Here is a 24,401-nt window from a genome sequence, read left to right as displayed (position 1 = left end):
GGGGCGATCGATTGCGGGGGCACGGCCCCCGGGGTGCACTGCCCCCATGAGCAACGACCAGCCGCCGCCGCCTCCGGGCCAGCCGTCCGAGGACGATCCGTTCGCCAAGCGCCCGCCGGACGCCACCCCGCCGGGCCCTCCACCGGGCGGACCTCCGCCCGGTGGGCCGCCTCCGGGTGGCCCCCCGCCGGGCGGGCCGCCGCCGGGGAACCCGTACGACAGCATGCCGCCCCCGCCTCCGCCCTACGGCGGCTACGGCGGTGGCTACGGCGGTGCCGATCCGCTCTCCGGGATGCCGCCGCTGGCCGAGTCGGGGCGGCGCATCGCCGCGCGGATCATCGACTGGCTGATCGTCGCGGTGCCGCTCGCCATCATCGGCATCCCGTTCAAGGTGTACGAGCGGGCCACCGAGAAGGGCAACGACTTCGGCGACACGGTCAACAGCTTCAACGGCGGCGGGCAGCTCGTCTTCCAGCTCATCACCATCGTCGCGTACGTCGGCTACGACACCCTGATGACCGCCAAGCTGGGGCGGACCCTGGGCAAGAAGTGGCTGAAGCTGCGGGTCGCGATGCTCAACGACGGCTCCACCCCGTCGATGAACAGCTCCCTGATCCGCGCGATCGTGCTGTGGCTGCCCGCGCTGATCTGCTGCGCCTGCCTGTGGCCGCTGCTCCTGCTGATCCTGATCCTGGTCGACAAGCCCTACAAGCAGGGCCTGCACGACAAGGCCGCCAAGACCGTGGTGGTGCAGGCCGCCCCGTAAGGGGGCGAAAGGTGCGAGGAGTGACGAGGGGTTATGAACGGATCCGGGTGTCGGCCCCCGCGCCCACGGGCGCGGCCGGTACCCGGATCTCCTCGTCCGCGGGGGTCCGCGTCGTGATGTCGGAGGGGTTGACGGGCCGCCTGCGCACCGGCATCGTCACCGCCACCAGCACCCCGAGGACCAGCCCCGCGGCACAGATCGCCGCGATGCCGAGCGTCGTGGTCGTGCCGGAGAGCAACAGCAGGGCGACGGTCGCGAGTACGACGGTGGCCGAACCGTAGGCGGACTGTGCGGCGGTCGGACGCTGCATGACGGGTACCGTCCCTCGGGCGAGCGTGCGCGTGGCAATGGGCGACTCTACGACGGTGGATGCCCGAGGGGAACCGGAAGTAAGCGTGACCTAACCCACGGTGTGGATGCACAGGGGGCGCAGGGGCGCACGATTCGCCGCCAGGGCATCGCCCGGTGTTTGGCGTGCGTTCGATTATCGGTGGTCCGCTCCTGCATAGTGCAGTTGGTATGTTCAAGTCAAGATCTGTCTTTTCTCCTCCAACTCCGGTCGAATGTCGTCACTTGTGACGCGCGAACCCGCCGAGCGGATACCCCACACCGGTCCGCGGCGAGGGGCGCCGGGGAGGACAAATCCAAGTGACCAACAGACGACGGGCGATCCGAGCGTCCGCAGTCGTCGTGGCGCTCGCGGCCACCGCCGCGACCGCCTCGACCTTCACCACCGCGTGGGCCGACAACCACGGCAGCGTGCCGTCCGCGGCCGCGCCCGGTGCGCGCTCCATGGACAAGACCACGGTCGACCACGACCTCGACGGTCCGTACAGCAAGCAGCAGGAGCAGCAGCGCAAGGCTGCCCTGGAGCAGGTGCTGAGCGGCGAGAGCAAGATCGAGAGCCGTGCCGGCTCGAAGGTCGTCAAGCTGGACAGCAAGAAGTACGTCGAGCTGGGCCGCGAGAAGACCGACAAGATCTTCACGATCCTCGTCGAGTTCGGTGACCAGGTCGACAACACGACCCTGGTCGACCGCAAGGACGACGACACGCCCGAGCTGAAGCCGAAGTACGGCGGCACGCCCGGCCCGCTGCACAACCGCATAGCCAAGCCGGACCGTGCGAACGACAACTCCACGGCCTGGCAGGCGGACTACAACCAGCAGCACTTCCAGGACCTGTACTTCGGCACCGGCAAGGACAAGAAGGGCCAGCCGAAGCAGTCCCTGAAGACCTACTACGAGAAGACCTCGTCCGGCCGTTACTCGGTCGACGGCGGCGTCTCCGACTGGGTCAAGGTCCCGTACAACGAGGCCCGTTACGGCTCGAACTACTGCGGCCAGACCAACTGCGCCAACGTGTGGGACACCGTGCGTGACGGCCTCGTGGCCTGGAACGCCGACCAGAAGGCCAAGGGCAAGACCGACGCCGAGATCAAGGCGACGCTGGCGCAGTACGACCAGTGGGACCGCTACGACTTCGACGGCGACGGCAACTTCAACGAGCCCGACGGCTACATCGACCACTTCCAGATCGTCCACGCGGGCGAGGACGAGTCGGCCGGCGGCGGCGCCGAGGGCACCAACGCCCTGTGGGCCCACCGCTGGTACGCCTACGGCACGGACGCGGGCAAGACCGGCCCGGCGAACAACAAGTCCGGTGGCACGCAGATCGGCGACTCGGGCATCTGGGTCGGCGACTACACGATGCAGCCCGAGAACGGCGGCCTCGGCGTCTACGCGCACGAGTACGGTCACGACCTCGGTCTGCCGGACCACTACGACACCTCCGGCGGCGAGAACTCGACGGGCTTCTGGACGCTCATGTCCTCCGGCTCGTGGCTCGGCACCGGCAAGGACTCCATCGGCGACCTCCCCGGCGACATGAACGCCTGGGACAAGCTGCAGCTCGGCTGGCTGAACTACGCCAAGGTCAACGACTGGCAGCGGGGCACCAAGACCACCCACAAGCTGGGCGTCTCGGAGTACAACACCAAGAACCCGCAGGCGCTCGTCGTCGAGCTGCCGAAGAAGTCGGTCCCCACCGACGTCGTGGCCCCCGCCGAGGGTGCCACGCAGTGGTGGAGCAACATGGGTGACGACCTCAAGAACACCCTGACCCGCCCCGTCGACCTGACCGGCAAGACGTCGGCCTCCCTGGAGCTCCAGGGCTGGTACGACATCGAGCAGGACTACGACTACCTGTACGCCGAGGTCTCCACCGACGGCGGCGCCAACTGGACCGCCCTCGACGGCACCGCCGACGGCAAGCCGATCGAGAAGGACGCCTCCGGCGCCCCGGCCCTGACCGGCGCCTCGGAGAAGCACCAGAAGCTGGTCTACGGCCTGGACGCCTACGCGGGCAAGAAGTTCGACCTGCGCTTCCGCTACCAGACGGACGGCGGCGCCGGCGGCAAGGGCTTCACGGCCGACGCCATCACGCTGACCGCCGACGGTGCCCCCGTCCTCTCGGACAACGCCGAGAACGGTGACAACGGCTGGGTCGCCAAGGGCTTCTCGCGCATCGGCAAGGGCTTCTCGAAGGACTACGAGCAGTACTACATCGCGGAGAACCGCCAGTACGTCTCGTACGACCAGACCCTCAAGGTCGGCCCGTACAACTTCGGCTTCACCGGCGACAAGGCCAGCTGGGTCGAGCACTACCCGTACCAGAACGGTCTGCTGATCTGGAAGTGGGACCTGTCCCAGAAGGACAACAACACCTCCCAGCACCCGGGTGTGGGCCGCATCCTCCCGATCGACGCCCACCCGAGCCCGCTGAAGTGGGGCGACGGCACCCTGATGCGCGGTCGCGTCCAGGCGTACGACTCGCCGTTCAGCATCTCCCGCACGGACGGCTTCGCGCTCCACAAGGCCGGCGTCGGCACCTGGATCCCGTCCCAGGCCGGCAACCCGACCTTCGACGACCGCAAGGGCGTCTACTGGTTCAAGGAGACCGAGCGCTCTGGTGTCCAGGTAACTGACACCAACACCAAGATCCAGGTCGTCAAGGAGGCCAAGGACGGCTCCACGATCACGGTCCAGGTGGGTCCCTCGACCAAGTAACGGCGAGATTTTCTGAGTCGCCGCAGGTCACAGCATGATCGGCCGTCGCCCCCTAGCGGGCGGCGGCCGATCGTGTTTAGGTGCGTCGTACGGCTCCGGTCGTACGACCTTATTGACAGTCGATCCACGGGGGAGTGGTTCCGCATGCCCAACGGAGGGTTCTGCAGACTGCCGGGAGGCAGTGTCGTCGTCGCCATAGGGCTGCCCAGCCCGGCCGGAGACGGAGCCACCGTCCGCTTCCTGGTGCACGCCGCGAACCGTGCCCGCGCCCTGACCCGGCTGCGGAACCTGGGACTCCGGGCGGTCTATCTGCGGGGCAACACGGAGCCGCCGACGCCGGACGAGATCACGGCCGTCCTGCACCACCCGGAGGGGATGCTGTGGCGGATCACCGCCCAGGAGCTCTGGCACCCCATACGGTCGCTCCCGAAGGCCGTCTAGGCCGTCTAGGCCGGTCCGGGCCGCCCGGGGCCTCTGGGGCCGTCCGGGGTCGCCCGGGCAGCCCGGGGCCGCCCGGGGCCTTCCGGGCCAGCCCTCCTCCGGCGCCTAGGCGACGACGGGCTTCCCGGTCAGCTCCACGCCCGCGGCCCGCAGCTCAGCCAGGGCGCGCTCGGTCGTCTCCCTGGCGACCCCGGCGGTCAGGTCGAGCAGCACCTGCGTGCGGAAGCCCTCCCGGGCCGCGTCCAGGGCGGTCGCCCGTACGCAGTGGTCGGTGGCGATGCCGACCACGTCGACCTCGGTGACCTGCCGCTCCCGCAGCCACTCCGCGAGGGTCTCGCCGTTCTCGTCCCGGCCCTCGAAACCGCTGTACGCGGCCTCGTAGGCGCCCTTGTCGAAGACGGCGTCGACCGCCCCGGAGGCGACCGCCGGCGCGAAGTTCGGGTGGAAGCCCACGCCCTCCGTGCCGGCGACGCAGTGTCTGGGCCAGGAGTCGACGTAGTCCGGCCGCTCGGAGAAGTGGGCGCCCGGGTCGATGTGGTGGTCGCGGGTGGCGACCACGTGCCGGTAGGCGGCGCCCGCCGTCTGGCCGACCAGGTCGGTGACGGCGGCGGCGACGTCCGCGCCCCCCGCCACGGCGAGGCTGCCGCCCTCGCAGAAGTCGTTCTGAACGTCCACGACGATCAATGCGCGGTGCATGGCGGGTGTCCTTAGCGCGTCGGATGGGGTGGGTTGTGAGCCTAGAGACTTCCCCCTCCGGAGGGGAGGGGGCATCTCCCCGGCGTTCGCGCGCCCCCCGAGGGGCGCGCGGGGCCACCGGCCGCCTACACGTACTCCGTGGGCAGGACCGGCTCCCCGCGGGACAGCTGGATCGCGGACATCGGCAGCCCGGCCCGGGCCGCCATGTGCCGGGAGCGCGCCGCCTCCAGCGGCTCGCGGGCCACCACGGTGCCGCCCTTCACCAGCTGCACCAGGAGCTGCCTGTCGACCAGCTCGGCCGGGACCGGCCCGGTGCCGATGACCTCGGCCTCGGCGACCCCGGCGGCGTCGGTCCTGCGGGCGGCCCACTTGCGGCCGCCGACGGAGGCCTTGCCGCCCACGGACTTCTTGGCGACCGGGGTCAGCGGCGCCTTGGGGTCGGCCGAGGTGGCCCGGGCGACCAGCTTGTAGACCATCGAGCAGGTCGGGTGCCCGCTGCCGGTGACCAGCTGGGTGCCCACCCCGTACGCGTCGACCGGCGCCGCCGCGAGGGAGGCGATGGCGTACTCGTCGAGGTCCGAGGTCACCACGATCCTGGTGTCGCGCGCCCCCAGCTCGTCGAGCTGCGCCCGCACCCGGTGGGCGACGAGCAGCAGGTCGCCGGAGTCGATCCGGACCGCCCCGAGCCCGGTGCCGGCCACCTCGACGGCGGTACGGACGGCCTCGGTCACGTCGTAGGTGTCGACCAGGAGGGTGGTGCCGCTGCCCAGCGAGTCGATCTGCGCCCGGAAGGCGTCGCGCTCGCTGTCGTGCAGCAGGGTGAAGGCGTGGGCGGAGGTGCCGACGGTCGGGATGCCGTAGCGGAAGCCGGCCGCCAGGTCCGAGGTGGAGTCGAAACCGCCCACGTAGGCGGCGCGCGAGGAGGCGACGGCGGCGAGCTCGTGGGTGCGCCGGGCGCCCATCTCGATGAGCCGCCGGCCGCCCGCGGCGGCCGACATGCGGGAGGCGGCGGCCGCGATGGCCGAGTCGTGGTTGAGGATCGACAGGATCACGGTCTCCAGGAGCACGCACTCGGCGAAGGAGCCCTCGACCCGCAGCAGCGGCGAGCCGGGGAAGTACACCTCGCCCTCCGGGTAGCCCCAGATGTCGCCGGAGAAGCGGTATCCGGCGAGCCACTGGAGGGTCGGCTCGTCGACGATCCCGCGCTCGCGGAGGAAGCCGAGGACGTCCGCGTCGAAGCGGAAGTTCTCGACGGCGTCGAGCACCCGTCCGATGCCCGCCACCACGCCGTAGCGGCGTCCTTCGGGCAGGCGGCGGGTGAAGACCTCGAAGACGGACCGGCGGTCCGCGGTGCCGGCCCGCAGGGCCGCCTGGAGCATCGTCAGCTCGTACTGATCGGTGAAGAGCGCGGTCGACGGCACGTCCACCGGCAACCCAAGGTCCGCAGCGTTCATGTGAGGATGCTACCGCAGTATTCGTCACTCTGACGAATAGGGGCGCGCCGGGGCGACCCGTTTGTGCGGCAGGCCGGTCAGGGTGGCAGCATGGGGTAAGTGAGCGTTGCGCCTATCGAGATCGAACGGACCGAATCGGCCGAGGAGGTCTCCGCCGTCGTCGAACCCGACGTGCCCTGGGTGACCCTCGTGCACAACGACCCGGTCAACCTGATGAGCTATGTCACCTACGTCTTCCAGGCGTACTTCGGCTACTCCAAGGACAAGGCGCACAAGCTGATGCTCGACGTGCACAACAAGGGCCGCGCGGTGGTCTCCAGCGGTACCCGCGAGGAGATGGAACGGGACGTGCAGGCGATGCACGGCTACGGGCTGTGGGCGACCCTCACCCAGGACCGCGGCTGATGGCCGGCCGCTTCGAGGTGCTTCCCGGCGGCGGTGCCGCCGTCGCGCTCGACGAGGTCGAGATCTCCATCCTCCGCTCGCTGGCCGTGCAGCTCATGGAGCTGATCGGGCCGGGCGACGAGCCCGTCGAGGGCGAGGACCCGCTGGCCGCGCTCTTCGCCGAGGGGCCGAGCGAGCCGCCCTCCGACCCGGCGCTGCACCGGCTCTTCCCCGATGCGTACGGGGATGACAGTGACGAGCTGCGGCAGGCCGCCGCCGACTTCCGCCGCTATACGGAGAACGACCTGCGCACCCGCAAGCGCGAGGACGCGCTCGCCCTGGTCCGCAGTCTCGACTCGCTCGCCGCCGACGCGGCCGGCGAGAGCGGCGCGGTCCTCAAGCTGGGCCCCGAGCAGTCCCGGGCCTGGCTCGGCACGCTCAACGACCTGCGGCTGACCATCGGCACCCGCCTGGAGGTCACGGACGACGACGAGAGCGAGCAGCTGTACCGGCTGCCCGACTCCGATCCGCGCAAGCCGATGGTGATGGCGTATCTGTGGCTCGGGGCGCTCCAGGAGTCGCTCGTCGAGACGCTGCTGGGCTAGCGCGAGCCCGTTTCGAGGGGTGTTCGCTCAGCGAACGCTCAAATCCGGATAACGAATACGTTATCCAAGCGTCCATGTTTGCTCTATTGAGTCCCTTTTGTCCGTCTTTTTATGTGGCGCGCGCCACAGGCGTCCCCGTCGATCACGGTTAAGGCCGTGATAAATCTTCACGACCACCCGGGGACGCCACCCCTGTTCCCGGGGGCGCTTTGGCCGGCTGACCGCCGGTAGCACTCCATCCATATCCGGGGGGATCAGGACCTGATCCGCAGCAGACGCATTCGCGGTCGCGCGGATCGGCATGGAGAAAGGCGCACCACCATGACCTCAGTGCAGGTCGACAAGCAGCACGACGGCAATGAGGCCGCGGACTCCGCCTCGGGCGAGGGTTATCACCGGGCACTCGGCGCCCGTCAGATCCAGATGATCGCGATCGGCGGTGCCATCGGCACCGGACTCTTCCTCGGCGCGGGCAAGGGCATCTCCATCGCGGGACCCAGCCTGATCCTCGCGTACGCCGTCGCGGGCCTCGTCATCTTCTTCATCATGCGGGCGCTCGGCGAGCTCCTCATGTACCGCCCGGTGTCGGGCTCCTTCTCGGAGTACGCCCGTGAGTTCCTCGGCCCCTTCGCGGGCTTCGTGACGGGCTGGACGTACTGGCTCTTCTGGGTCGTCACCGGTATCACCGAGGTCACCGCCGCGGCGACCTACATGACGTACTGGTGGGACATCCCGCAGTGGCTCTCCGCCCTCGTCTTCACCGTGATCCTCTACGGCGCCAACCTGATCTCCGTGAAGCTCTTCGGTGAGCTGGAGTTCTGGTTCTCCATGGTCAAGGTCACCGCGATCGTCGGCATGATCCTGATCTGCGCCGGCATCCTGACCCTCGGCTTCTCCGACGCCGGCGACACCGCCACCGTCACCCACCTGTGGGACCTCGGCGGCTTCTTCGCCGGCAAGGACGGCATCTTCTCCACCCTGATGACCCTCCAGATGGTCATGTTCGCCTTCCTCGCCGTCGAGCTGGTCGGCGTGACCGCGGGCGAGTCGAAGGACCCGAAGACGGTCCTGCCGAAGGCGATCAACACCGTGCCGTGGCGCATCGCCGTCTTCTACGTCGGCGCGCTGATCATGATCCTGTCGGTCGTCCCGTGGACCGAGTTCCAGCCGGGCGTCAGCCCCTTCGTCGCGGCCTTCGAGAAGATGGGCCTCGGCATCGGCGCCGCGATCGTCAACTTCGTCGTCCTGACGGCGGCCCTGTCCTCCTGCAACTCGGGCATGTACTCCACCGGCCGCATGCTGCGCGACCTCGCGCTCAACGGCCAGGGCCCGAAGGTCTTCATCAAGCTCACCAAGTCCGGCACCCCGCTGGTCGGCACCACCGTCTCGGCCGCGCTGATGATGGTCGGCGTCTGGGTCAACTACCAGTGGCCCGGCGAGGCGTTCAACTACGTCGTCTCCTTCGCCACCATCTCCGGCATGTGGGCCTGGATCGTCATCCTGATCTGCCAGATCCGCTACCGCCTCAAGGCCGACCGGGGCGAGCTCCCGCACTCCTCGTTCAAGGCGCCCGGCGGCATCTGGTTCAGCGTCTTCTCGCTCGCCTTCATCGGCATGGTCATCGTGACCATGGGCATGGACAAGGACAACCGGGTCGCGCTGTACGGCGCGCCGGTCTGGGGCCTGATCCTCGCCGTCTCCTACCTGGTCCTCAAGGCCCGCAACCCCGAGGGCGCCGCCTTCGCCAAGCGGTCCGACCGGGAGTCCGTCCAGTCCTGACCAGGCACGTCTCAGCATGCGGGCCGTTCTGTACCACTTCTCGGTACGGAACGGCCCGTCTGCTTATCCTGTCGGCATGCTGACCATCACCCGGGCCCTGTACGACCAGATCGTGGAACACTCCCGCGCGGACCACCCCGACGAGGCCTGCGGCGTGGTCGCCGGTCCGGCCGGCAGCGGCCGCCCCGAGCGCTTCATCCCGATGCTGAACGCGGCCCGCTCGCCCACCTTCTACGAGTTCGACTCCGCGGACCTGCTCAAGCTGTACCGCGAGATGGACGACCGGGACGAGGAGCCCGTGATCGTCTACCACTCGCACACCGCGACCGAGGCGTACCCGTCCCGCACGGACATCTCCTACGCCAACGAGCCGCAGGCCCACTACGTCCTGGTCTCCACCGCCGACACCGACGGCGCCGGCCCCTTCCAGTTCCGCTCCTACACGATCGTCGAGGGCGTCGTGACAGAGGAAGAGGTCAAGGTCGTCGAGGCGTACGAGTAGACCGCCGTCCCGCACCGGGTCAGCTCCGCGACCCGGCCCGCGCCCCGGTCGTCGTCCGGAACCGGGCCAGGTACGCGGAGGGCGTGACCCCGAAATGCCGGGCGAACGCCCGCCGCAGGCTCTCGTCGCTGCCGAGACCGCTGCGCGCCGCCGCGCCCGTCACACTCGCCCCGCCCTCCAGGAGCAGCCGGGCCGCCTCCACCCGCACCCGCTCCACGAACGCCGCCGGGGTCGCCCCCGTCTGCTCCCGGAACAGGCGCGCCAGATGCCGGACGCTCACCCCGGCCCGCCGCGCGAGCACCGGCGCGCTGTGGTCCGCCGCCGGATCCGCCGCCACCGCGTCGAGCAGCGGCCGCACCACCGGATGGCCCGTCGGGGGAGTGCGCGAGGCCGCGGAGAACTGCGACTGGCCGCCCGGCCGCTGGAGGAACACCACCAGGTCCCGCGCCACCGCACGGGCCGCAGCCGCCCCCCGGTCCTCCTCCAGGAGGGCCAGGCACAGGTCGATCCCGGCCGTCACCCCCGCCGACGACCACACCTCCCCGTCCCGTACGTGGATCGCGTCCGCGAGCACCTCCACCGCCGGATGGCGCCGGGCCAGCTCCGCCGCGTGCTCCCAGTGCGTCGTCGCCCGCCGCCCGTCCAGGAGCCCGGCCGCCGCCAGCGCGAACGCGCCCGTACAGACCGAGGCCACCCTCGCCGAGCGCGCCGCCAGCTCCGCCACCGGCGGGCCCGCCGCCACACAAAGGGTCACCTCCACCGCCCCCGGCACGATCAGCGTGCCCGCCGCCGCGACCTCCCGGGCCGAACCGTCCGCGCCGATCCGCAGCCCGCACGAGGTGCGCACGTCCCGCCCCTCGGGCGTACAGACCCGGACCCGGTAGGGCGCGCCGGCCGTGGCGAACACCTCCAGCGGCGCGGACACGTCGAGGAGGCGGACCCCGTCGAAGGCGAACACCCACACGTCGTGCGGCGCCTGGGCCGCCTGCCGCGGCCGCGTACTCGTCATGTGTCCGATTCTGTGGGATGCCTGTCCTCAGGGACATGGCCGGGGCGGTGCCGCCGGAGCGAGTCTTGAGCCATGAACCCGATGGAGCTGATCCCCGACACCGCCCTCGCCACCGCCGCCACCGAACTCGTCCGCGACACCGCCGGCGAGCTGATCTACCACCACTCCCGCCGCGTCCACCTCTTCGGCGCCCTCCAGGGCCGCGCCCGCGGCCTCGCGTACGACCCCGAACTCCTCTACGTCGGCGCGATGTTCCACGACCTCGGGCTCGGCGCGAAGCACCACGCCTCCGGCCGCCGCTTCGAGGTCGACGGCGCCGAGGAGGCCGCCGCGTTCCTGCGCTCCCACGGGGTCGGCGAGGACGCCGTCCGCCGGGTGTGGACCGCCGTCGCGCTCCACACCACCCCCGGAATCCCGGAGTTCATGGAGCCCGAGGTCGCCCTGGTGACCGCCGGCGTCGAGTACGACGTCCTCGGCATCGGCTACGACGACCCCACCCTCGTCACGCCCGACGAGCGGGCCGCGATCGTCGACGCCCACCCGCGCCCCGACTTCAAGAACCGCATCCTGGCCGCCTTCGCCGAAGGCGTCGCCCCCAAGCCGGAGACCACCTTCGGCAACGTCAAGGCCGACGTCCTGCGCCACTTCGTGCCCGGGTTCGAACCCGGCGACTTCGTGGCGACCATCCGCACCTCCGCCTGGCCCGCCTGACGGCGGGTGAGAGACTGTCGGGAAACGAGGGCGGCAGGACCCAGGAAGCCGGTGCGAATCCGGCACGGTCCCGCCACTGTGACCGGCCCCCGACCAGGGCCGGAAGCCAGGAACTGACCTGCCGCCTGCCAGCACCGACCGGGGACGCGGAGATCCCCGTCTGGAGGCCTCCCCATGTCCTGGCGCCGCCCGCTGCTGCCCGCCGCCGTCCTCATACCCCTGCTCGCCGCCTGCGCGGCCCCCGCGAGCACCCCCGCCGGCGGCAAGGCCGCGCCCGGCTTCCCGTACACCGTCACCAACTGCGGGGTCACGACCACCTATCAGGCGCCGCCGCGCCGGGCGGTGACCATGAACCAGCACGTCACCGAGGTCATGCTCGCCCTCGGCCTGCAGAAGTCCCTGGCCGGCACGGCCTACCTCGACGACGCCGTCCTCCCCGCGTACAAGAAGGCCTACGACAGCGTCCCGGTCCTCGCGAAGGAGTACCCCTCCAAGGAGGCGCTGCTCGCCGCCGACCCCGACTTCGTGTACGGCGGTTACGCCTCCGCCTTCGACGCCAAGGCCGGCCGGAGCCGCGACGACCTCAAGCGCTCCGGCATCGCCTCCCGCCTCAACACCGAGTACTGCCCCTCCGGCGCCACCGGCCTCGACGACGTCTACCGCGAGGTCGCCGAGGTGGGCCGCACCTTCGGCGTCCCCGACCGGGCCGAGGCCTGGACCCGCGAGGCGAAGGCCGGGGTCACCGCCGCCGAGCGGCGCCTGAAGGGCACCGCCCCCGTCTCCGTCTTCGTCTACGACAGCGGCGACAAGACCGCGTTCACCGCCGGCGGCAAGGGCATCGGCAACGAGCTGATCACCCGCGCCGGCGGCCGCAACGTCTTCGCCGACCTCGACAAGACCTTCGGCGACGCCACCTGGGAACAGGTCGTCGCCCGCAGGCCCGAGGTGATCGTCATCTACGCCTACGGTTCCACCACCGTCGAGCAGAAGAAGCGCCGCCTCCTCGACGACCCGGCCCTGCGCGAGGTACCGGCCGTCAAGAACCGCCGCTTCGCCGTGCTGCCGCTCTCCGACGCGGTCCTCGGCGTCCGCGCGCCCGCCGCCGTCGGGAAGCTGGCCGCCCAGCTGCACCCGGCGGCCGCGACCCGATGACCCGGCTCCGTCACGCCTCCGTCGTCGCCGGGCTGCTCGTGGCGCTCGCCGCGGCCGTCGTCGCCGCGCTCGCGCTCGGCTCCGTCCGCATCCCGCCCGGCCAGGTGCTCGACGCCCTGACCGGGCGGGCCGGGCCCTCCCCGTACCGGACGATCGTGCTCGACGTGCGGCTGCCCCGGGTGCTGCTCGGGGCGGTCGTCGGCGCCGGGCTCGCCGTCGTCGGCGCCGTGCTCCAGGCGCTGGTCCGCAACCGGCTCGCCGACCCGTTCCTGCTCGGCATCTCCTCCGGGGCCTCCGCCGGCGCGGTGCTCGTCCTGGTCCTGGGCGGCGGCGCCGGCCTCGTCGGGGGTGTCACCACCACCGTCGCCCTGCCCGCCGGGGCCTTCGCGGGCGCCCTGCTCGCCCTCGTCCTCGTCTACGCCCTGGCCCGGCGCGGCGGCACCATGACCGGCGCCCGGCTGGTCCTCGCCGGGGTGGCCGTCTCGTACATCCTGTCCGCCCTCACCACCCTGCTGCTGGTCCTCGCCGGGCGGCCCGAACAGTTCCAGGAAGCCCTCTTCTGGTCCCTCGGCGGACTCGGCAGCGCCCGCTGGGACAGCCTCGTGCTGCCCGCCGCCGTCCTCGCGCTCGGCATCGGCGCCCTGCTCACCCTCGCCCGCCCGCTCGACCTGCTGCTCGTCGGCGAGGAGGGCGCCACCGTCCTCGGCCTGGACACCGCCCGCTTCCGCGCGGCCGTCTTCGTCCTCGCCTCCCTGGTCACCGCCGTCATGGTCGCGGCCAGCGGAGCCGTCGGCTTCGTCGGCCTGATGGTCCCGCACGCCGCCCGCATGGCCGTCGGCGCCCCGCACCGGCGCCTGCTGCCGGTCGCCGCCCTCGGCGGGGCGCTCGCCCTGGTCCTCGCCGACCTGGCCGCCCGCACCGTCGCCGCGCCGCAGGACATCCCCGTCGGCGTCCTCACCGCCCTCACCGGCGGCCCCTTCTTCCTCTGGCTGATGCGCCGCCGCGCGGACGGAGCGACCCTGTGACCCCCGGCCCGCCCGAGCCCCGCGACCGGCCCCCGGCCGAGCTCCGCGTCGAGGCCCTCTCGTACGAGGGGCGGCTGCACGCGGCCGGCCTCGTCGCCCGCCCCGGCGAGACCGTCGGCCTCGTCGGCCCCAACGGCAGCGGCAAGACCACCCTGCTCCGCTGCGTCTACGGCACCCTCACCGCCACCTCCGGCCGCGCCCTCCTCGACGGCGAGGACCTCCACGCCCTCGGGCCCCGGGCGCGGGCCCGCCGGGTGGCGACCGTGCCGCAGGAGAGCGCCCTGGAGTTCGAGCTGACCGTCCGCGAGCTGGTCGCCCTCGGCCGCTCCCCGCACAAGCGCTTCTGGGAGGGCGACACCGCGCGGGACCGGGAGCGGGCGGACGCGGCGCTGGACCGGGTCGGCATCCTGGACCTCGCCGACCGCCCGTACCCCGGGCTCTCCGGCGGCGAACGCCAGCGGGCCCTGGTCGCCCGGGCGCTCGTCCAGGACCCGCGGCTGCTCGTCCTCGACGAGCCCACCAACCACCTGGACATCCGCTACCAGCTGGAAGTCCTCTCCCTCGTCCGCCACTTGGGCACCACCAACCTCCTGGCCCTGCACGACCTGACCCTCGCCGCCGCCTACTGCGACCGGCTCTACGTCCTGGACCGGGGCAGGGTGGTCGCCGAGGGCCCGCCGGCGGAGGTGCTCACGCCGGCCCTGCTCGCGGCGGTCTACGGGGTGGAAGCCGAGGTCATCCCGCATCCGACCACCGGCACGCCGCTCGTGGTCTACCTGCCCCGTCCGCCCGTTGGTCGGAATCTGTCCGTCATGTGAGATCACATTCCGGAACCCGGACCGGGAATCGATACGATGAGCGCATGGTTTCCCACGACGTGAGCGAAGAGACGCCGGGCACACCCCTGCTCGTCGCGCGCCTGCACGTCGACCTGTGCCGCCTCGCCAGCGCGATCTGTACGCCGCGCGCCGCGCTCTGAACGACCGGGCCGGGCGCACCTCACCCACGCAAGACCCCCCGCGCGGGGGCCAGAGCCGCGCGCCAGTACGCCACCCGTCCTTCCGAGCCCCTTCCGACAGGAGCCCACCCCATGGCCATCGAGGTCCGCGTCCCGACCATCCTCCGCACCTACACCGACGGCGCCAAGGCCGTCGAGGGCAGCGGTGAGACCCTCGCCGAGCTCTTCGCCGACCTGGAGACCCGCCACGCCGGCATCGAGGCCCGCATCGTGGACGGCGGCAAGCTGCGCCGCTTCGTCAACGTCTACCTGAACGACGAGGACGTCCGCTTCCTCGACGGCATCGACACCAAGCTCACCGACGGCGACAACGTCACGATCCTGCCCGCGGTCGCGGGTGGCATGGTCTGATCCACATGCGCTACGACTCCCCGCTGGCGGCGGTCGGCAACACGCCCCTGGTCCGGCTGCCGCGGCTGTCCCCCTCGGACGACGTCCGCATCTGGGCCAAGCTGGAGGACCGCAACCCCACCGGCTCGGTCAAGGACCGCCCCGCGCTCCACATGATCGAGCAGGCGGAGAAGGACGGCCGGCTCACCCCGGGCTGCACCATCCTGGAGCCCACCAGCGGCAACACCGGCATCTCGCTCGCCATGGCGGCCAAGCTCAAGGGCTACCGCATCGTGTGCGTCATGCCGGAGAACACCAGCGAGGAGCGCCGCCAGCTGCTCGCCATGTGGGGAGCCGAGATCGTCTCGTCCCCCGCGGCGGGCGGCTCCAACACGGCGGTCCGCGTCGCCAAGGAGCTCGCCGCCGAGAACCCGTCCTGGGTGATGCTCTACCAGTACGGCAACCCGGACAACGCGGGCGCGCACTACGCCGGCACCGGCCCCGAGATCCTGGCCGACCTCCCGTCCATCACCCACTTCGTGGCGGGCCTCGGCACCACCGGCACCCTGATGGGCGTCGGCCGCTACCTGCGCGAGCACAAGCCCGACGTCAAGATCGTCGCCGCCGAACCGCGCTACGACGACCTGGTCTACGGCCTGCGCAACCTCGACGAGGGCTTCGTCCCCGAGCTGTACGACGCCTCCGTCCTCACCACCCGCTTCTCGGTCGGTTCGGCCGACGCGGTCACCCGCACCCGCGACCTGCTCCAGCAGGAGGGCATCTTCGCGGGCGTCTCCACCGGCGCGGCCCTGCACGCGGCCATCGGCGTCGGCAACAAGGCGGTCAAGGCGGGCGAGAGCGCCGACATCGTCTTCGTCGTCGCGGACGGCGGCTGGAAGTACCTGTCGACCGGCCTCTACACGGCGGCGACCACCGAAGAGGCGATCGCGGCGGTGCAGGACCAGCTCTGGGCGTAGGTCGTCTCCGGGCGCAGGTCGTCTCCGGAAAGCAGCGCCGTCGGCCGCGCGCCAGGCGGGACTACCCGGACATGACCCGGCGCCCGCGCGGCCGTCCGGGCCGTTCAGTGCGCCAGATGGCGGACCTGGTCCCAGACCACCGGGTCCGCCGTCCCCACTCTGCGGCGGAAGTCGGCCACCGGCACGTCCCGCAGCTCGTCCGTCTCCAGGAAGCTGGGCCGGCCCTGCGCGTCGCCCACCGAGCCCGGCGGCAGCGCGATCACCCCGGGGCGCTCGTCGTGGTACTTGCTGGTGATCTTGGCGACCAGCGCGCTGTCCCCGCGCAGCCCCAGGACCAGGCACGGCCGGTCCTTCGCGCCCGGACCGTCCTCGAACGGCACCTCCGCCCACCAGATCTCACCCGGCCGCGGCGCCCGCGCCGGGGCCCGGCCGGCGGTCGGGGGCCTGCCCGTGGGGGCCTTGCCGCGGGGCGCCTTCCCATAGGGGGCCCTCCCGCGCGGACCCGGACGGGTCGGCCGGGCGGGCGGGCGGCTCCGGCCCAGGGGGCGGCGGCCCGAGCGGCGCCGCCCGTCGGCGAGCGCCACGACCAGTGCGATCACCACGACCGCGACCAGCGCGGGCCACCATGACGTGTCCATACCTCAAGACCGTACCGTCGGGCCCCGCGCCCCGCCCGGGCGCCCCGCCATCCATCCGAACCGGTGACAGAGCCCGTGAGTTCGCCCACAACGGGCCGCCACGGAGGAGCGACGGGCCGTAGCGCGCCGTACGCTCGACAGATCGCACGACCTCCCCTCTTCGCGCGCTTCCCCGCACCCGTCCACGGAGGTTCACGCTCCATGAAGCTCACCGTCGTCGGCTGCTCAGGGTCGTTCCCGTCCGCGGATTCGGCCTGTTCGAGCTACCTCGTAGAGGCCGACGGCTTCCGGCTGCTCCTCGACATGGGCAACGGTGCCCTGGGCGAGCTGCAGCGCCACATCGGTCTGTACGACCTGGACGCGATCTTCCTCAGCCATCTGCACGCCGACCACTGCATCGACATGTGCGGCTACTTCGTCGCGCGGTACTACCGCCACGAGGGCGGCCGCTGCGAGGCCCTCCCCGTGTACGCCCCGGAGGGCGCGGAGCAGCGGCTGACCACGGCGTACGCGGACACGCCGTCGCCGACCGCGATGAGCGAGGTCTTCGACTTCCACACACTGAAGTCGGCCGCCTTCGAGATCGGCCCGTTCTCCGTGCGTACGGAGAAGGTGTGCCACCCGGTCGAGGCGTACGCGATCCGCGTCGAGCACGGCGGCCGTACGCTCACCTACTCCGGCGACACCGGGGTGTGCGACGCGCTGGACGAACTGGCGCGCGGGGCGGACCTCTTCCTGTGCGAGGCCTCCTTCACCCACGGCAAGGAGGACATCCCGGCCCTCCACCTCAACGGCCGCGAGGCCGGCGCCCAGGCCGCCCGCGCCGACGCCGGGCGTCTGGTGCTGACCCACATCCCCCCGTGGACGGACGGCGAGCGGAACCTGGCGGACGCGCGCGAGGTGTACAAGGGACCGGCGGAGCTGGCGTACGCGGGTGCGGTGTACGAGATCTGAGGTCGCGCCGCGAGAACGGGGAAGGCCCCGGAACCCTGAGGGTTCCGGGGCCTTCCGTCGCACGGGGGTGCGGGCGGGGGCTCACGCCTTGGTGAGGTCCTCGATCTCCTCCTCGGGCTCGCGGCCCGGGGTGGGGAGGTTGAACTTGACGATGGCGAAGCGGAAGACGACGTAGTAGATCGCCGCGAAGACGAGACCGATCGGGATGATCAGCCACGGCTTGGTCGCCAGGTTCCAGTTCAGCAGGTAGTCGATGCCACCGGCGGAGAAGGTGAAGCCGGCGTGGACGCCGAAGGCCCAGGTGACGGCCATCGAGACGGCGGTCAGGACGGCGTGGATCGCGTACAGGACCGGCGCGATGAACATGAAGGTGAACTCGATCGGCTCCGTGATACCGGTGACGAAGGAGGTCAGCGCGAGGGACACCATCATGCCCATGACGGCCTTGCGGCGCTCGGGGCGAGCGGCGTGGGCGATGGCGATGGCGGCGGCCGGGAGGCCGAACATCATGATCGGGAAGAAGCCCGACATGAAGATTCCGGCGCTCGGGTCACCGGCGAAGAAGCGGTTCAGGTCGCCGTGGACGACCTCGCCGGCGGCGTTGGTGAAGTCGCCGATCTGGAACCAGGAGACGGTGTTCACGAACTGGTGCATGCCGACGGGGATCAGCGCGCGGTTGATGAGACCGAAGAGGCCGGCGCCACCGGCGCCGAGGCCGGTCATCCACTCGCCGAAGTTGGAGATGCCCTCACCGATCGGCTCCCAGACCAGGCCGAAGATCACGCCGACGGCGGTGCCGACGAAGGCCATGATGATCGGGACCAGGCGGCGGCCGTTGAAGAAGCCGAGCCAGTCGACCAGCTTGGTGCGGTGGAAGCGCTGCCACAGGACCGCGGAGAGCAGACCCATGAGGATGCCGCCGAGCACGCCCGGGTTGTTGTACGTCGCGGCGACGTCGACACCCTTGTTGGCGGTCGTGTTGATCACGGCCTCGGTGACCGGGAAGGCCTTGAGGACGTTGCTGTAGACCAGGAAGCCGACGAGGGCGGCGAGGGCGGTCGAGCCGTCGGCCTTCTTGGCGAAGCCGATGGCGACGCCGATGCAGAAGAGCAGCGGCAGGTTGTCGAAGACAGCACCGCCGGCCGTGGCGAACACGGAGGCGACCTTGTCCCATCCGAGCCCGTCCTTGCCGAACACGTCGGGCTGACCGAGGCGGAGCAGAATACCCGCGGCCGGCAGTACGGCGATCGGCAGCTGCAGGCTGCGACCGACCTTCTGCAGGCCCTGGAACAGGCCGGATCCGCGCTTCTTCGCGGGAGCGGCGGCCTGGGCGGTGGCCGTACTCATCAACTTCCTCCAGTAGGCAAGGCGCCGCCAGAGGACAGTAAGGGGGTGACGGCGGCGTCTCGTGGAACGCGGTGGTCTGGACCGCGTGGTCTACACCAATTAATGGTGTAGACCAGTTTTAGCACGTGTGACTTAGATAAGGAACCTTCGAATTTTGTGGGCTCAGCCATAGCCGGACAACCGACGACATAAGGCCCCCGGACCGTGAGGTCCGAGGGCCTTGTGGGCGGGCCGAAAGGCCGCCGGGAGAGCCTGGGGAGCGGGGTTACGCCTTCGTGTTGTCCCGCTCCAGTTCCTCCTCCAGCTCATCCGGTTCGCGGCCCGGAGTCGCAAGGTTGAACTTGGTGATCGCGAACCGGAAGATCGCGTAATAGACGACGGCGAAGCACAGGCCGATCGGGATGATCAGCCACGGCTTGGTCGCGAGGCCCCAGTTGATCACGTAGTCGATCAGGCCGGCCGAGAAGCTGAAGCCGTCATGGACGCCGAACGCCCAGGTCACCGCCATCGACACACCGGTCAGCACCGCGTGGATCGCGTAGAGCAGCGGGGCGATGAAGAGGAACGAGTACTCGATCGGCTCGGTGATGCCCGTGACGAACGAGGTCAGGCCGACCGAGAGCATCAGGCCGCCGACCTCCTTGCGCCGGTGCGGCTTGGCGCAGTGGGTCATGGCCAGCGCGGCGGCCGGCAGGGCGAACATCATGATGGGGAAGAAGCCGGAGGTGAACTGACCGGCGGCGGGGTCGCCCGCCAGGAACATGCTGATGTCACCGTGCACCACCGTGCCGTCCGGCTTGGTGTACGAGCCGAACTGGAACCAGACCGGCACGTTGAGGAACTGGTGCAGGCCGATGACCAGCAGCGCGCGGTTGGCCACGCCGAAGATGCCCGAGCCCCAGGAGCCGAGCCCGACCAGCCAGTCGCTGAAGCTCTCCAGGGCGTCGCCGATCGGCGGCCAGATCCAGAGGCAGAGGGCGGCGAAGGCGATGCCGACGAAGGCCATGATGATCGGGACGAGCCGGCGCCCGTTGAAGAAGCCGAGCCAGTCGACCAGCTTCACCCGGTGGTAGCGCTGCCAGAGGTAGGCGGCCAGCAGGCCCATGATGATGCCGCCGAAGACGCCGGGGTTCTGGTACGTGTACCCGGCGAAGGTGTCGCCCGCGCCGAGGCAGCCGCCGTTGATGTCCTTGGTGCCGGCCGGGCAGGCCTTGGGGAAGGCGTGCAGTACGCCCCGGTAGACGAGGAAACCGGCCACGGCGGCGAGGGCGGTGGAGCCGTCCGCCTTCTTCGCCATGCCGATCGCGACGCCGATGCAGAAGAGAAGGGGAAGGCCGAGGTCGGCGTCGAGCAGCGCGCCACCCGCTCCCGCCATCACCCGGGCCACGTCGGTCCAGCCCAGGCCCTCGGCGCCGAAGACGTCCGGCTGGCCGAGCCGGCCGATGATGCCGGCCGCGGGGAGGACGGCGATGGGCAGCTGCAGGCTGCGGCCCATCTTCTGCAGCCCCTGGAAGAAGCCGCCCCAAAGCGATTTCTTCGGTGCGGCTGCGGCGCTCGTACTGCTCATCGGCGTCCTCCCTGACCCGACGCGGCTCCGGAACAATCCGGGTCCGGCTCTCGTTCACACTGGTGTAGACCAGTTGCGATAGGCTCCCCGGGGCCGATCGAGGGCAGGCCGCCGGTGATCGTCATCATTCGGCAGAACGGCGGACTTCGCTCGCGAGACTGGTCCAACCGTGGGTTACCGTGACAAAGCGGACCATCGGTGCGCCGAGACTCACGTTCTTTGAACGGAACGGACAGGGAGAAACACATGGCCAGCAAGGCTGAGAAGATCGTCGCCGGGCTCGGCGGTATCGAGAACATCGAAGAGGTCGAGGGCTGCATCACCCGCCTCCGCACCGAGGTCATCGACCCGTCCAAGGTCGACGAGGCCGCCCTCAAGGCCGCCGGCGCCCACGGCGTCGTGAAGATGGGCACCGCCATCCAGGTCGTCATCGGCACCGACGCGGACCCGATCGCCGCGGACATCGAAGACATGATGTGAGCGGTCGTACCCGCGACTGACACATCGACGAGGGCCCGTTCCGGCAGGGGAACGGGCCCTTCGTCAGCTACGGCTACGCTCGTCCCATGTCTCGTATCGACGGCCGTACCCCCGAACAGCTCCGCCCCGTCACCATCGAACGCGGATGGAGCAAGCACGCCGAGGGCTCCGTCCTCGTCTCCTTCGGCGACACGAAGGTCTTCTGCACCGCCTCCGTCACCGAGGGCGTCCCGCGCTGGCGCAAGGGCAGCGGCGAGGGCTGGGTCACCGGCGAGTACTCGATGCTGCCCCGCTCCACCAACACCCGCGGCGACCGCGAGTCCGTGCGCGGCAAGATCGGCGGCCGCACCCACGAGATCTCCCGCCTCATCGGACGCTCCCTGCGCGCCGTCATCGACTACAAGGCGCTCGGCGAGAACACCATCGTCCTCGACTGCGACGTCCTCCAGGCCGACGGCGGCACCCGCACGGCCGCCATCACCGGCGCGTACGTCGCCCTCGCCGACGCCGTCGCCTGGGCGCAGAACAAGAAGCTGGTCAAGGCCGGCCGCAAGCCCCTCACCGGCACCGTCTCCGCCGTCTCCGTCGGCATCGTCGACGGCGCCCCGCTCCTCGACCTCTGCTACGAGGAGGACGTCCGCGCCGACACCGACATGAACGTCGTCTGCACCGGCGACGGCCGCTTCGTGGAGGTCCAGGGCACCGCCGAGGCCGAGCCCTTCGACCGCAAGGAGCTCAACGCCCTCCTCGACCTGGCCTCCGGCGGCTGCGCCGAACTGGCCGAGATCCAGCGCAAGGCGCTCGAAGGAACTCTCTGAGGGTCTCCGGCGTCTGTCTGGATACGGGCGCACGGGTCGAACCGTGCGCCCCGTCCAGACACGCAGTACGAGGGGGAGGACCCAACTCTTGAAGCGCCGCCGCTCCATAGCGCTCGCCGTCGCCACCGCCGCCGCACTCACCGGCCTGGTCGGCTGCGGTGCGCTCGACAAGGCCATGGACTGCGTCAAGACCGCCGACGCCATCGCCACCTCGGTCGACAAGCTGTCGCAGGCCGTCTCCAGCGCCTCCAACGACCCGACCCAGATCGAGGAGGCCCTGAACAGCATCGACACGGAGCTGGGCAACCTCAAGAACACGACGGACAACGCGGACCTGTCCAAGGCGGTCGACGACCTCACCAAGGGCGTCGACTCCGTCCGCACGGCGGTCAAGAACGGCGACACCACCCCCGACATCAAGCCGATCACGGACGCGGCCACGGAGGTCGGCAAGGTCTGCACACCGGGCTAGCCCGACCGGGGGCCGCCCGGGACCACCGCGGCGGCCCCGATAATCGGTGCATGACCCGTCTGATCCTCGCCACCCGCAACGCGGGCAAGATCACCGAACTGCGTGCGATCCTCGCCGACGCCGGACTCCACCACGAGCTCGTCGGCGCCGACGCGTACCCCGAGATCCCCGACGTCAAGGAGACCGGCGTCACCTTCGCCGAGAACGCCCTCCTCAAGGCCCACGCCCTGGCCCAGGCCACCGGCCTGCCCGCCGTCGCCGACGACTCCGGACTCTGCGTCGAGGTCCTGAACGGCGCCCCCGGCATCTTCTCGGCCCGCTGGGCCGGCCGGCACGGCGACGACAAGGCCAACCTGGACCTGCTGCTCGCCCAGCTCTCCGACATCGACGACGCCCACCGCGCCGCCCACTTCGCCTGCGCCGCCGCCCTCGCCCTGCCCGACGGCACCGAACGCGTCGTCGAGGGCCGCATGCCGGGCACCCTGCGCCACGCCCCCGTCGGCACCAACGGCTTCGGCTACGACCCGATCCTCCAGCCGGAGGGGTACGAGATCACCTGCGCCGAGCTGACACCAGCGCAGAAGAACGCGATCAGCCACCGCGGCAAGGCCTTCCGGGCCCTGGCGCCGGTGGTGCGGGAACTGCTCGGATGACGCTCGGACGTGTACGTGAGTGCGGCCGGGGGGACTCGAACCCCCACGGGTTTTACCCCACTGGGACCTAAACCCAGCGTGACTGCCAATTCCACCACGGCCGCTCGCTGCCCGGCCATGCTACTGGCCGGGCAGGCTCCGTCACAGGACCGGGTTCAGATCCCCAGGTCCTTGATGATCTTGGCGACATGGCCGGTCGCCTTCACGTTGTAGAGGGCGCGTTCCACCTTGCCCTCCTCGTCGACGACGACGGTCGACCGGATCACGCCGGTCACGACCTTGCCGTACAGCTTCTTCTCGCCGAAGGCGCCGTACGCCTCCAGGACCTGCTTCTCCGGGTCGCCGACCAGCGTGACCTTCAGGTTCTCCTTGTCGCGGAACTTCGCCAGCTTCTCCGGCTTGTCCGGGGACACGCCGATGACGTCGTAGCCCGCACCGGCCAGCAGCTCCAGGTTGTCCGTGAAGTCGCAGGCCTGCTTGGTGCAGCCGGGGGTCAGGGCGGCCGGGTAGAAGTAGACGATGACCTTGCGGCCCTTGTGGTCCGCGAGGGAGACCTCGTTGCCGTCCGCGTCGGGAAGGGTGAAGGCGGGGGCGGTGTCGCCGGGCTGCAGTCGCTCGCTCATGGCTCTCCTCGGGAATGTTCGCGTACGCGTTCAGAGCCTAATGGGGGTCGGGGACGACCTGCGGGCAAGGAAGCTGACAGACTGTCCATCCATGACCGGAACACACCGGTACTCGCCGGTACACGACTACGGAGGCAGCGCGGTGTCGGACGCCAGGACCCCTGCGCAGATCGAAGCGGACATCGTCCGCCGACGCGAGCAGCTCGCCGTCACTCTCGACGAGATCGGCATTCGGGTGCACCCGAAGACGATCATCGGCGACGCGAAGGCGAAGGTCGCCGCCACGGTCGACCACACCGCCGGCCGCGCCTTCGTCGCGGTCAACCGCGTCGTGTCCGACGTGAAGGCCCGCTTCACCCACGAGGACGGCGCGCCCCGCCTGGAGCGCGTGGTGCCGGCGGCCCTGGTGGCCGTCGCGGTCGTCGGGCTGATCGCCGCGTCCGCCCGCAAGCACAAGGACTGAGGCCGGGACCACCCCGGCCGACCCGTCCCGGGTACGGGCGACACGCCGGGGCAGGTAGGTTCGAGTCGTGAGCGACAACACCCACGACAAGCTGCCCATCCGGATGCTCCACGACCGGGTCCTGGTCCGTACCGACAGCCCGGAAGGGGAACGGCGCTCGGGCGGCGGCATCCTGATTCCGGCGACCGCGGCCGTCGGTCGCCGGCTGGCCTGGGCCGAGGTGGTCGCGGTCGGGCAGAACGTCCGGACCGTCGAGATCGGTGACCGGGTCCTGTACGACCCCGAGGACCGCGCCGAGGTCGAGGTGCGGGGCGTCGCGTACGTCCTGATGCGCGAGCGCGACCTGCACGCGGTCGCCGCCGACCGTTTCCAGGGGCAGTCCGACTCGACGGGGCTGTACCTGTAGCCGTGGCCCGTGGCTGTGGCCGATTGCCGTGATCGAAGGCCTGGTGACCGGTGTCACCAGGCCTT

29 protein-coding genes, 1 tRNA gene and 1 riboswitch are annotated in these 24,401 nt (G+C 70.8%); of the genes, 21 read left to right on the top strand and 9 right to left on the bottom strand.

Features of this window, described 5'->3' with window-relative positions; translation table 11 throughout:
• Positions 1-46 precede the first annotated feature (46 nt).
• Positions 47-766, top strand: a complete 720-nt coding sequence (locus ACZ3ZE_RS05370; protein WP_467257422.1) for an RDD family protein — start codon at positions 47-49, stop codon at positions 764-766.
• Positions 767-797: 31 nt separating this feature from the next.
• Here the strand turns inward: ACZ3ZE_RS05370 and ACZ3ZE_RS05365 are convergent, their stop codons facing one another.
• On the bottom strand, positions 798-1,076 hold the full coding sequence (locus ACZ3ZE_RS05365; RefSeq protein WP_361162726.1) for a hypothetical protein: 279 nt from the start codon (positions 1,074-1,076) through the stop codon (positions 798-800).
• A gap of 338 nt (positions 1,077-1,414) precedes the next feature.
• Between ACZ3ZE_RS05365 and ACZ3ZE_RS05360 the strand changes: the two genes are divergently transcribed.
• Both ACZ3ZE_RS05360 and ACZ3ZE_RS05355 read left to right on the top strand, forming a co-directional pair.
• A complete protein-coding gene (locus ACZ3ZE_RS05360; protein WP_361162728.1) occupies positions 1,415-3,832 on the top strand; it encodes an immune inhibitor A domain-containing protein in 2,418 nt (805 codons plus the stop codon).
• A gap of 144 nt (positions 3,833-3,976) precedes the next feature.
• The gene (locus tag ACZ3ZE_RS05355; protein WP_361162730.1) at positions 3,977-4,273 is read left to right on the top strand and encodes a hypothetical protein; all 297 of its coding nucleotides are present in this window, start codon (positions 3,977-3,979) and stop codon (positions 4,271-4,273) included.
• A gap of 105 nt (positions 4,274-4,378) precedes the next feature.
• On the opposite strand, the gene ACZ3ZE_RS05350 is transcribed toward ACZ3ZE_RS05355, so the two are convergent.
• Positions 4,379-4,969: an isochorismatase family protein gene (locus tag ACZ3ZE_RS05350; RefSeq protein WP_361162732.1), complete on the bottom strand. Its 591-nt coding sequence runs from the start codon at positions 4,967-4,969 to the stop codon at positions 4,379-4,381.
• A 125-nt stretch (positions 4,970-5,094) separates the two neighbouring features.
• A complete protein-coding gene (locus ACZ3ZE_RS05345; RefSeq protein WP_363292610.1) occupies positions 5,095-6,423 on the bottom strand; it encodes a nicotinate phosphoribosyltransferase in 1,329 nt (442 codons plus the stop codon).
• 99 nt (positions 6,424-6,522) lie between these two features.
• Here ACZ3ZE_RS05345 and clpS point away from each other — a divergent pair, with 99 nt between their 5' ends.
• The 4 genes from clpS to ACZ3ZE_RS05325 all read left to right on the top strand — a co-directional run bounded on the left by clpS (position 6,523) and on the right by ACZ3ZE_RS05325 (position 9,693).
• Positions 6,523-6,828, top strand: coding sequence for an ATP-dependent Clp protease adapter ClpS (gene clpS / locus ACZ3ZE_RS05340; protein ID WP_329420925.1), 306 nt, complete (start codon positions 6,523-6,525; stop codon positions 6,826-6,828).
• Positions 6,828-7,412 carry a DUF2017 domain-containing protein gene (locus tag ACZ3ZE_RS05335; RefSeq protein WP_361622235.1) on the top strand — a complete coding sequence of 195 codons (585 nt, stop codon included), beginning with the start codon at positions 6,828-6,830 and terminating at the stop codon, positions 7,410-7,412. Before clpS ends, ACZ3ZE_RS05335 begins: the two co-directional genes overlap by 1 nt.
• Before the next feature lie 321 nt (positions 7,413-7,733).
• Positions 7,734-9,191 carry an amino acid permease gene (locus ACZ3ZE_RS05330; RefSeq protein WP_361162738.1) on the top strand — a complete coding sequence of 486 codons (1,458 nt, stop codon included), beginning with the start codon at positions 7,734-7,736 and terminating at the stop codon, positions 9,189-9,191.
• 76 nt (positions 9,192-9,267) lie between these two features.
• Positions 9,268-9,693 carry a M67 family metallopeptidase gene (locus ACZ3ZE_RS05325; RefSeq protein WP_132914319.1) on the top strand — a complete coding sequence of 142 codons (426 nt, stop codon included), beginning with the start codon at positions 9,268-9,270 and terminating at the stop codon, positions 9,691-9,693.
• A gap of 19 nt (positions 9,694-9,712) precedes the next feature.
• Here ACZ3ZE_RS05325 and ACZ3ZE_RS05320 read toward each other — a convergent pair whose 3' ends face one another.
• Positions 9,713-10,702, bottom strand: coding sequence for a GlxA family transcriptional regulator (locus tag ACZ3ZE_RS05320; protein WP_467257419.1), 990 nt, complete (start codon positions 10,700-10,702; stop codon positions 9,713-9,715).
• A 72-nt stretch (positions 10,703-10,774) separates the two neighbouring features.
• On the opposite strand from ACZ3ZE_RS05320, the gene ACZ3ZE_RS05315 reads away from it, so the two are divergent.
• The 7 genes from ACZ3ZE_RS05315 (at position 10,775) to ACZ3ZE_RS05285 (ending at position 15,915) form a co-directional block, all read left to right on the top strand.
• A complete protein-coding gene (locus tag ACZ3ZE_RS05315; RefSeq protein ID WP_361162742.1) occupies positions 10,775-11,413 on the top strand; it encodes an HD domain-containing protein in 639 nt (212 codons plus the stop codon).
• Positions 11,401-11,549, top strand: a riboswitch (cobalamin riboswitch). Its footprint overlaps the gene before it by 13 nt.
• Positions 11,550-11,587: 38 nt before the next feature.
• Positions 11,588-12,565: an ABC transporter substrate-binding protein gene (locus tag ACZ3ZE_RS05310; RefSeq protein WP_361622244.1), complete on the top strand. Its 978-nt coding sequence runs from the start codon at positions 11,588-11,590 to the stop codon at positions 12,563-12,565.
• Entirely contained in the window at positions 12,562-13,590 is a 1,029-nt protein-coding gene (locus ACZ3ZE_RS05305; RefSeq protein WP_361162746.1) for a FecCD family ABC transporter permease, read from the top strand. Before ACZ3ZE_RS05310 ends, ACZ3ZE_RS05305 begins: the two co-directional genes overlap by 4 nt.
• On the top strand, positions 13,587-14,408 hold the full coding sequence (locus ACZ3ZE_RS05300; protein WP_467257416.1) for an ABC transporter ATP-binding protein: 822 nt from the start codon (positions 13,587-13,589) through the stop codon (positions 14,406-14,408). The genes ACZ3ZE_RS05305 and ACZ3ZE_RS05300 overlap by 4 nt, the downstream gene beginning before the upstream one ends.
• Before the next feature lie 44 nt (positions 14,409-14,452).
• Positions 14,453-14,569: a putative leader peptide gene (locus tag ACZ3ZE_RS05295; RefSeq protein ID WP_338058663.1), complete on the top strand. Its 117-nt coding sequence runs from the start codon at positions 14,453-14,455 to the stop codon at positions 14,567-14,569.
• Positions 14,570-14,680: 111 nt separating this feature from the next.
• Entirely contained in the window at positions 14,681-14,959 is a 279-nt protein-coding gene (locus ACZ3ZE_RS05290; RefSeq protein ID WP_361162750.1) for a MoaD/ThiS family protein, read from the top strand.
• A gap of 5 nt (positions 14,960-14,964) precedes the next feature.
• Positions 14,965-15,915, top strand: coding sequence for a PLP-dependent cysteine synthase family protein (locus ACZ3ZE_RS05285; RefSeq protein WP_329420912.1), 951 nt, complete (start codon positions 14,965-14,967; stop codon positions 15,913-15,915).
• 104 nt (positions 15,916-16,019) lie between these two features.
• Here ACZ3ZE_RS05285 and ACZ3ZE_RS05280 read toward each other — a convergent pair whose 3' ends face one another.
• Positions 16,020-16,553: a type II toxin-antitoxin system PemK/MazF family toxin gene (locus ACZ3ZE_RS05280; protein WP_467257413.1), complete on the bottom strand. Its 534-nt coding sequence runs from the start codon at positions 16,551-16,553 to the stop codon at positions 16,020-16,022.
• Positions 16,554-16,754: 201 nt separating this feature from the next.
• On the opposite strand from ACZ3ZE_RS05280, the gene ACZ3ZE_RS05275 reads away from it, so the two are divergent.
• Positions 16,755-17,507: an MBL fold metallo-hydrolase gene (locus ACZ3ZE_RS05275; RefSeq protein WP_361622253.1), complete on the top strand. Its 753-nt coding sequence runs from the start codon at positions 16,755-16,757 to the stop codon at positions 17,505-17,507.
• An 81-nt stretch (positions 17,508-17,588) separates the two neighbouring features.
• On the opposite strand, the gene ACZ3ZE_RS05270 is transcribed toward ACZ3ZE_RS05275, so the two are convergent.
• Both ACZ3ZE_RS05270 and ACZ3ZE_RS05265 read right to left on the bottom strand, forming a co-directional pair.
• Positions 17,589-18,854, bottom strand: a complete 1,266-nt coding sequence (locus ACZ3ZE_RS05270) for a PTS transporter subunit EIIC (protein WP_361622256.1) — start codon at positions 18,852-18,854, stop codon at positions 17,589-17,591.
• 265 nt (positions 18,855-19,119) lie between these two features.
• Positions 19,120-20,421: a PTS transporter subunit EIIC gene (locus ACZ3ZE_RS05265; RefSeq protein ID WP_361162758.1), complete on the bottom strand. Its 1,302-nt coding sequence runs from the start codon at positions 20,419-20,421 to the stop codon at positions 19,120-19,122.
• A 246-nt stretch (positions 20,422-20,667) separates the two neighbouring features.
• Between ACZ3ZE_RS05265 and ACZ3ZE_RS05260 the strand changes: the two genes are divergently transcribed.
• The 4 genes from ACZ3ZE_RS05260 (at position 20,668) to rdgB (ending at position 22,844) form a co-directional block, all read left to right on the top strand.
• Positions 20,668-20,901 carry a PTS sugar transporter subunit IIB gene (locus tag ACZ3ZE_RS05260; protein WP_018517946.1) on the top strand — a complete coding sequence of 78 codons (234 nt, stop codon included), beginning with the start codon at positions 20,668-20,670 and terminating at the stop codon, positions 20,899-20,901.
• 86 nt (positions 20,902-20,987) lie between these two features.
• Positions 20,988-21,719: a ribonuclease PH gene (rph, locus tag ACZ3ZE_RS05255; protein WP_361162760.1), complete on the top strand. Its 732-nt coding sequence runs from the start codon at positions 20,988-20,990 to the stop codon at positions 21,717-21,719.
• An 88-nt stretch (positions 21,720-21,807) separates the two neighbouring features.
• Positions 21,808-22,191 (top strand): hypothetical protein, encoded by a 384-nt coding sequence (locus tag ACZ3ZE_RS05250; RefSeq protein ID WP_361162762.1) that lies wholly within the window; start codon positions 21,808-21,810, stop codon positions 22,189-22,191.
• A 50-nt stretch (positions 22,192-22,241) separates the two neighbouring features.
• Complete coding sequence (rdgB, locus tag ACZ3ZE_RS05245) at positions 22,242-22,844, top strand: RdgB/HAM1 family non-canonical purine NTP pyrophosphatase (protein WP_361162764.1); 603 nt, start codon at positions 22,242-22,244, stop codon at positions 22,842-22,844.
• Between the two features lie 20 nt (positions 22,845-22,864).
• On the opposite strand, the gene ACZ3ZE_RS05240 is transcribed toward rdgB, so the two are convergent.
• Both ACZ3ZE_RS05240 and bcp read right to left on the bottom strand, forming a co-directional pair.
• Positions 22,865-22,948: transfer RNA gene (locus ACZ3ZE_RS05240), tRNA-Leu, on the bottom strand.
• 51 nt (positions 22,949-22,999) lie between these two features.
• On the bottom strand, positions 23,000-23,467 hold the full coding sequence (bcp, locus tag ACZ3ZE_RS05235; RefSeq protein ID WP_329420895.1) for a thioredoxin-dependent thiol peroxidase: 468 nt from the start codon (positions 23,465-23,467) through the stop codon (positions 23,000-23,002).
• Between the two features lie 142 nt (positions 23,468-23,609).
• On the opposite strand from bcp, the gene ACZ3ZE_RS05230 reads away from it, so the two are divergent.
• Both ACZ3ZE_RS05230 and ACZ3ZE_RS05225 read left to right on the top strand, forming a co-directional pair.
• Positions 23,610-23,930: a DUF3618 domain-containing protein gene (locus ACZ3ZE_RS05230; RefSeq protein WP_361164600.1), complete on the top strand. Its 321-nt coding sequence runs from the start codon at positions 23,610-23,612 to the stop codon at positions 23,928-23,930.
• A gap of 67 nt (positions 23,931-23,997) precedes the next feature.
• Positions 23,998-24,336, top strand: coding sequence for a GroES family chaperonin (locus tag ACZ3ZE_RS05225; RefSeq protein WP_351662752.1), 339 nt, complete (start codon positions 23,998-24,000; stop codon positions 24,334-24,336).
• Positions 24,337-24,401 lie beyond the last annotated feature (65 nt).

It is taken from the genome of Streptomyces sp. NPDC023157 (assembly GCF_055560575.1).
Note: the sequence above shows the minus strand (reverse complement) of the source record. Positions and strands in the feature narration are given on the sequence as shown.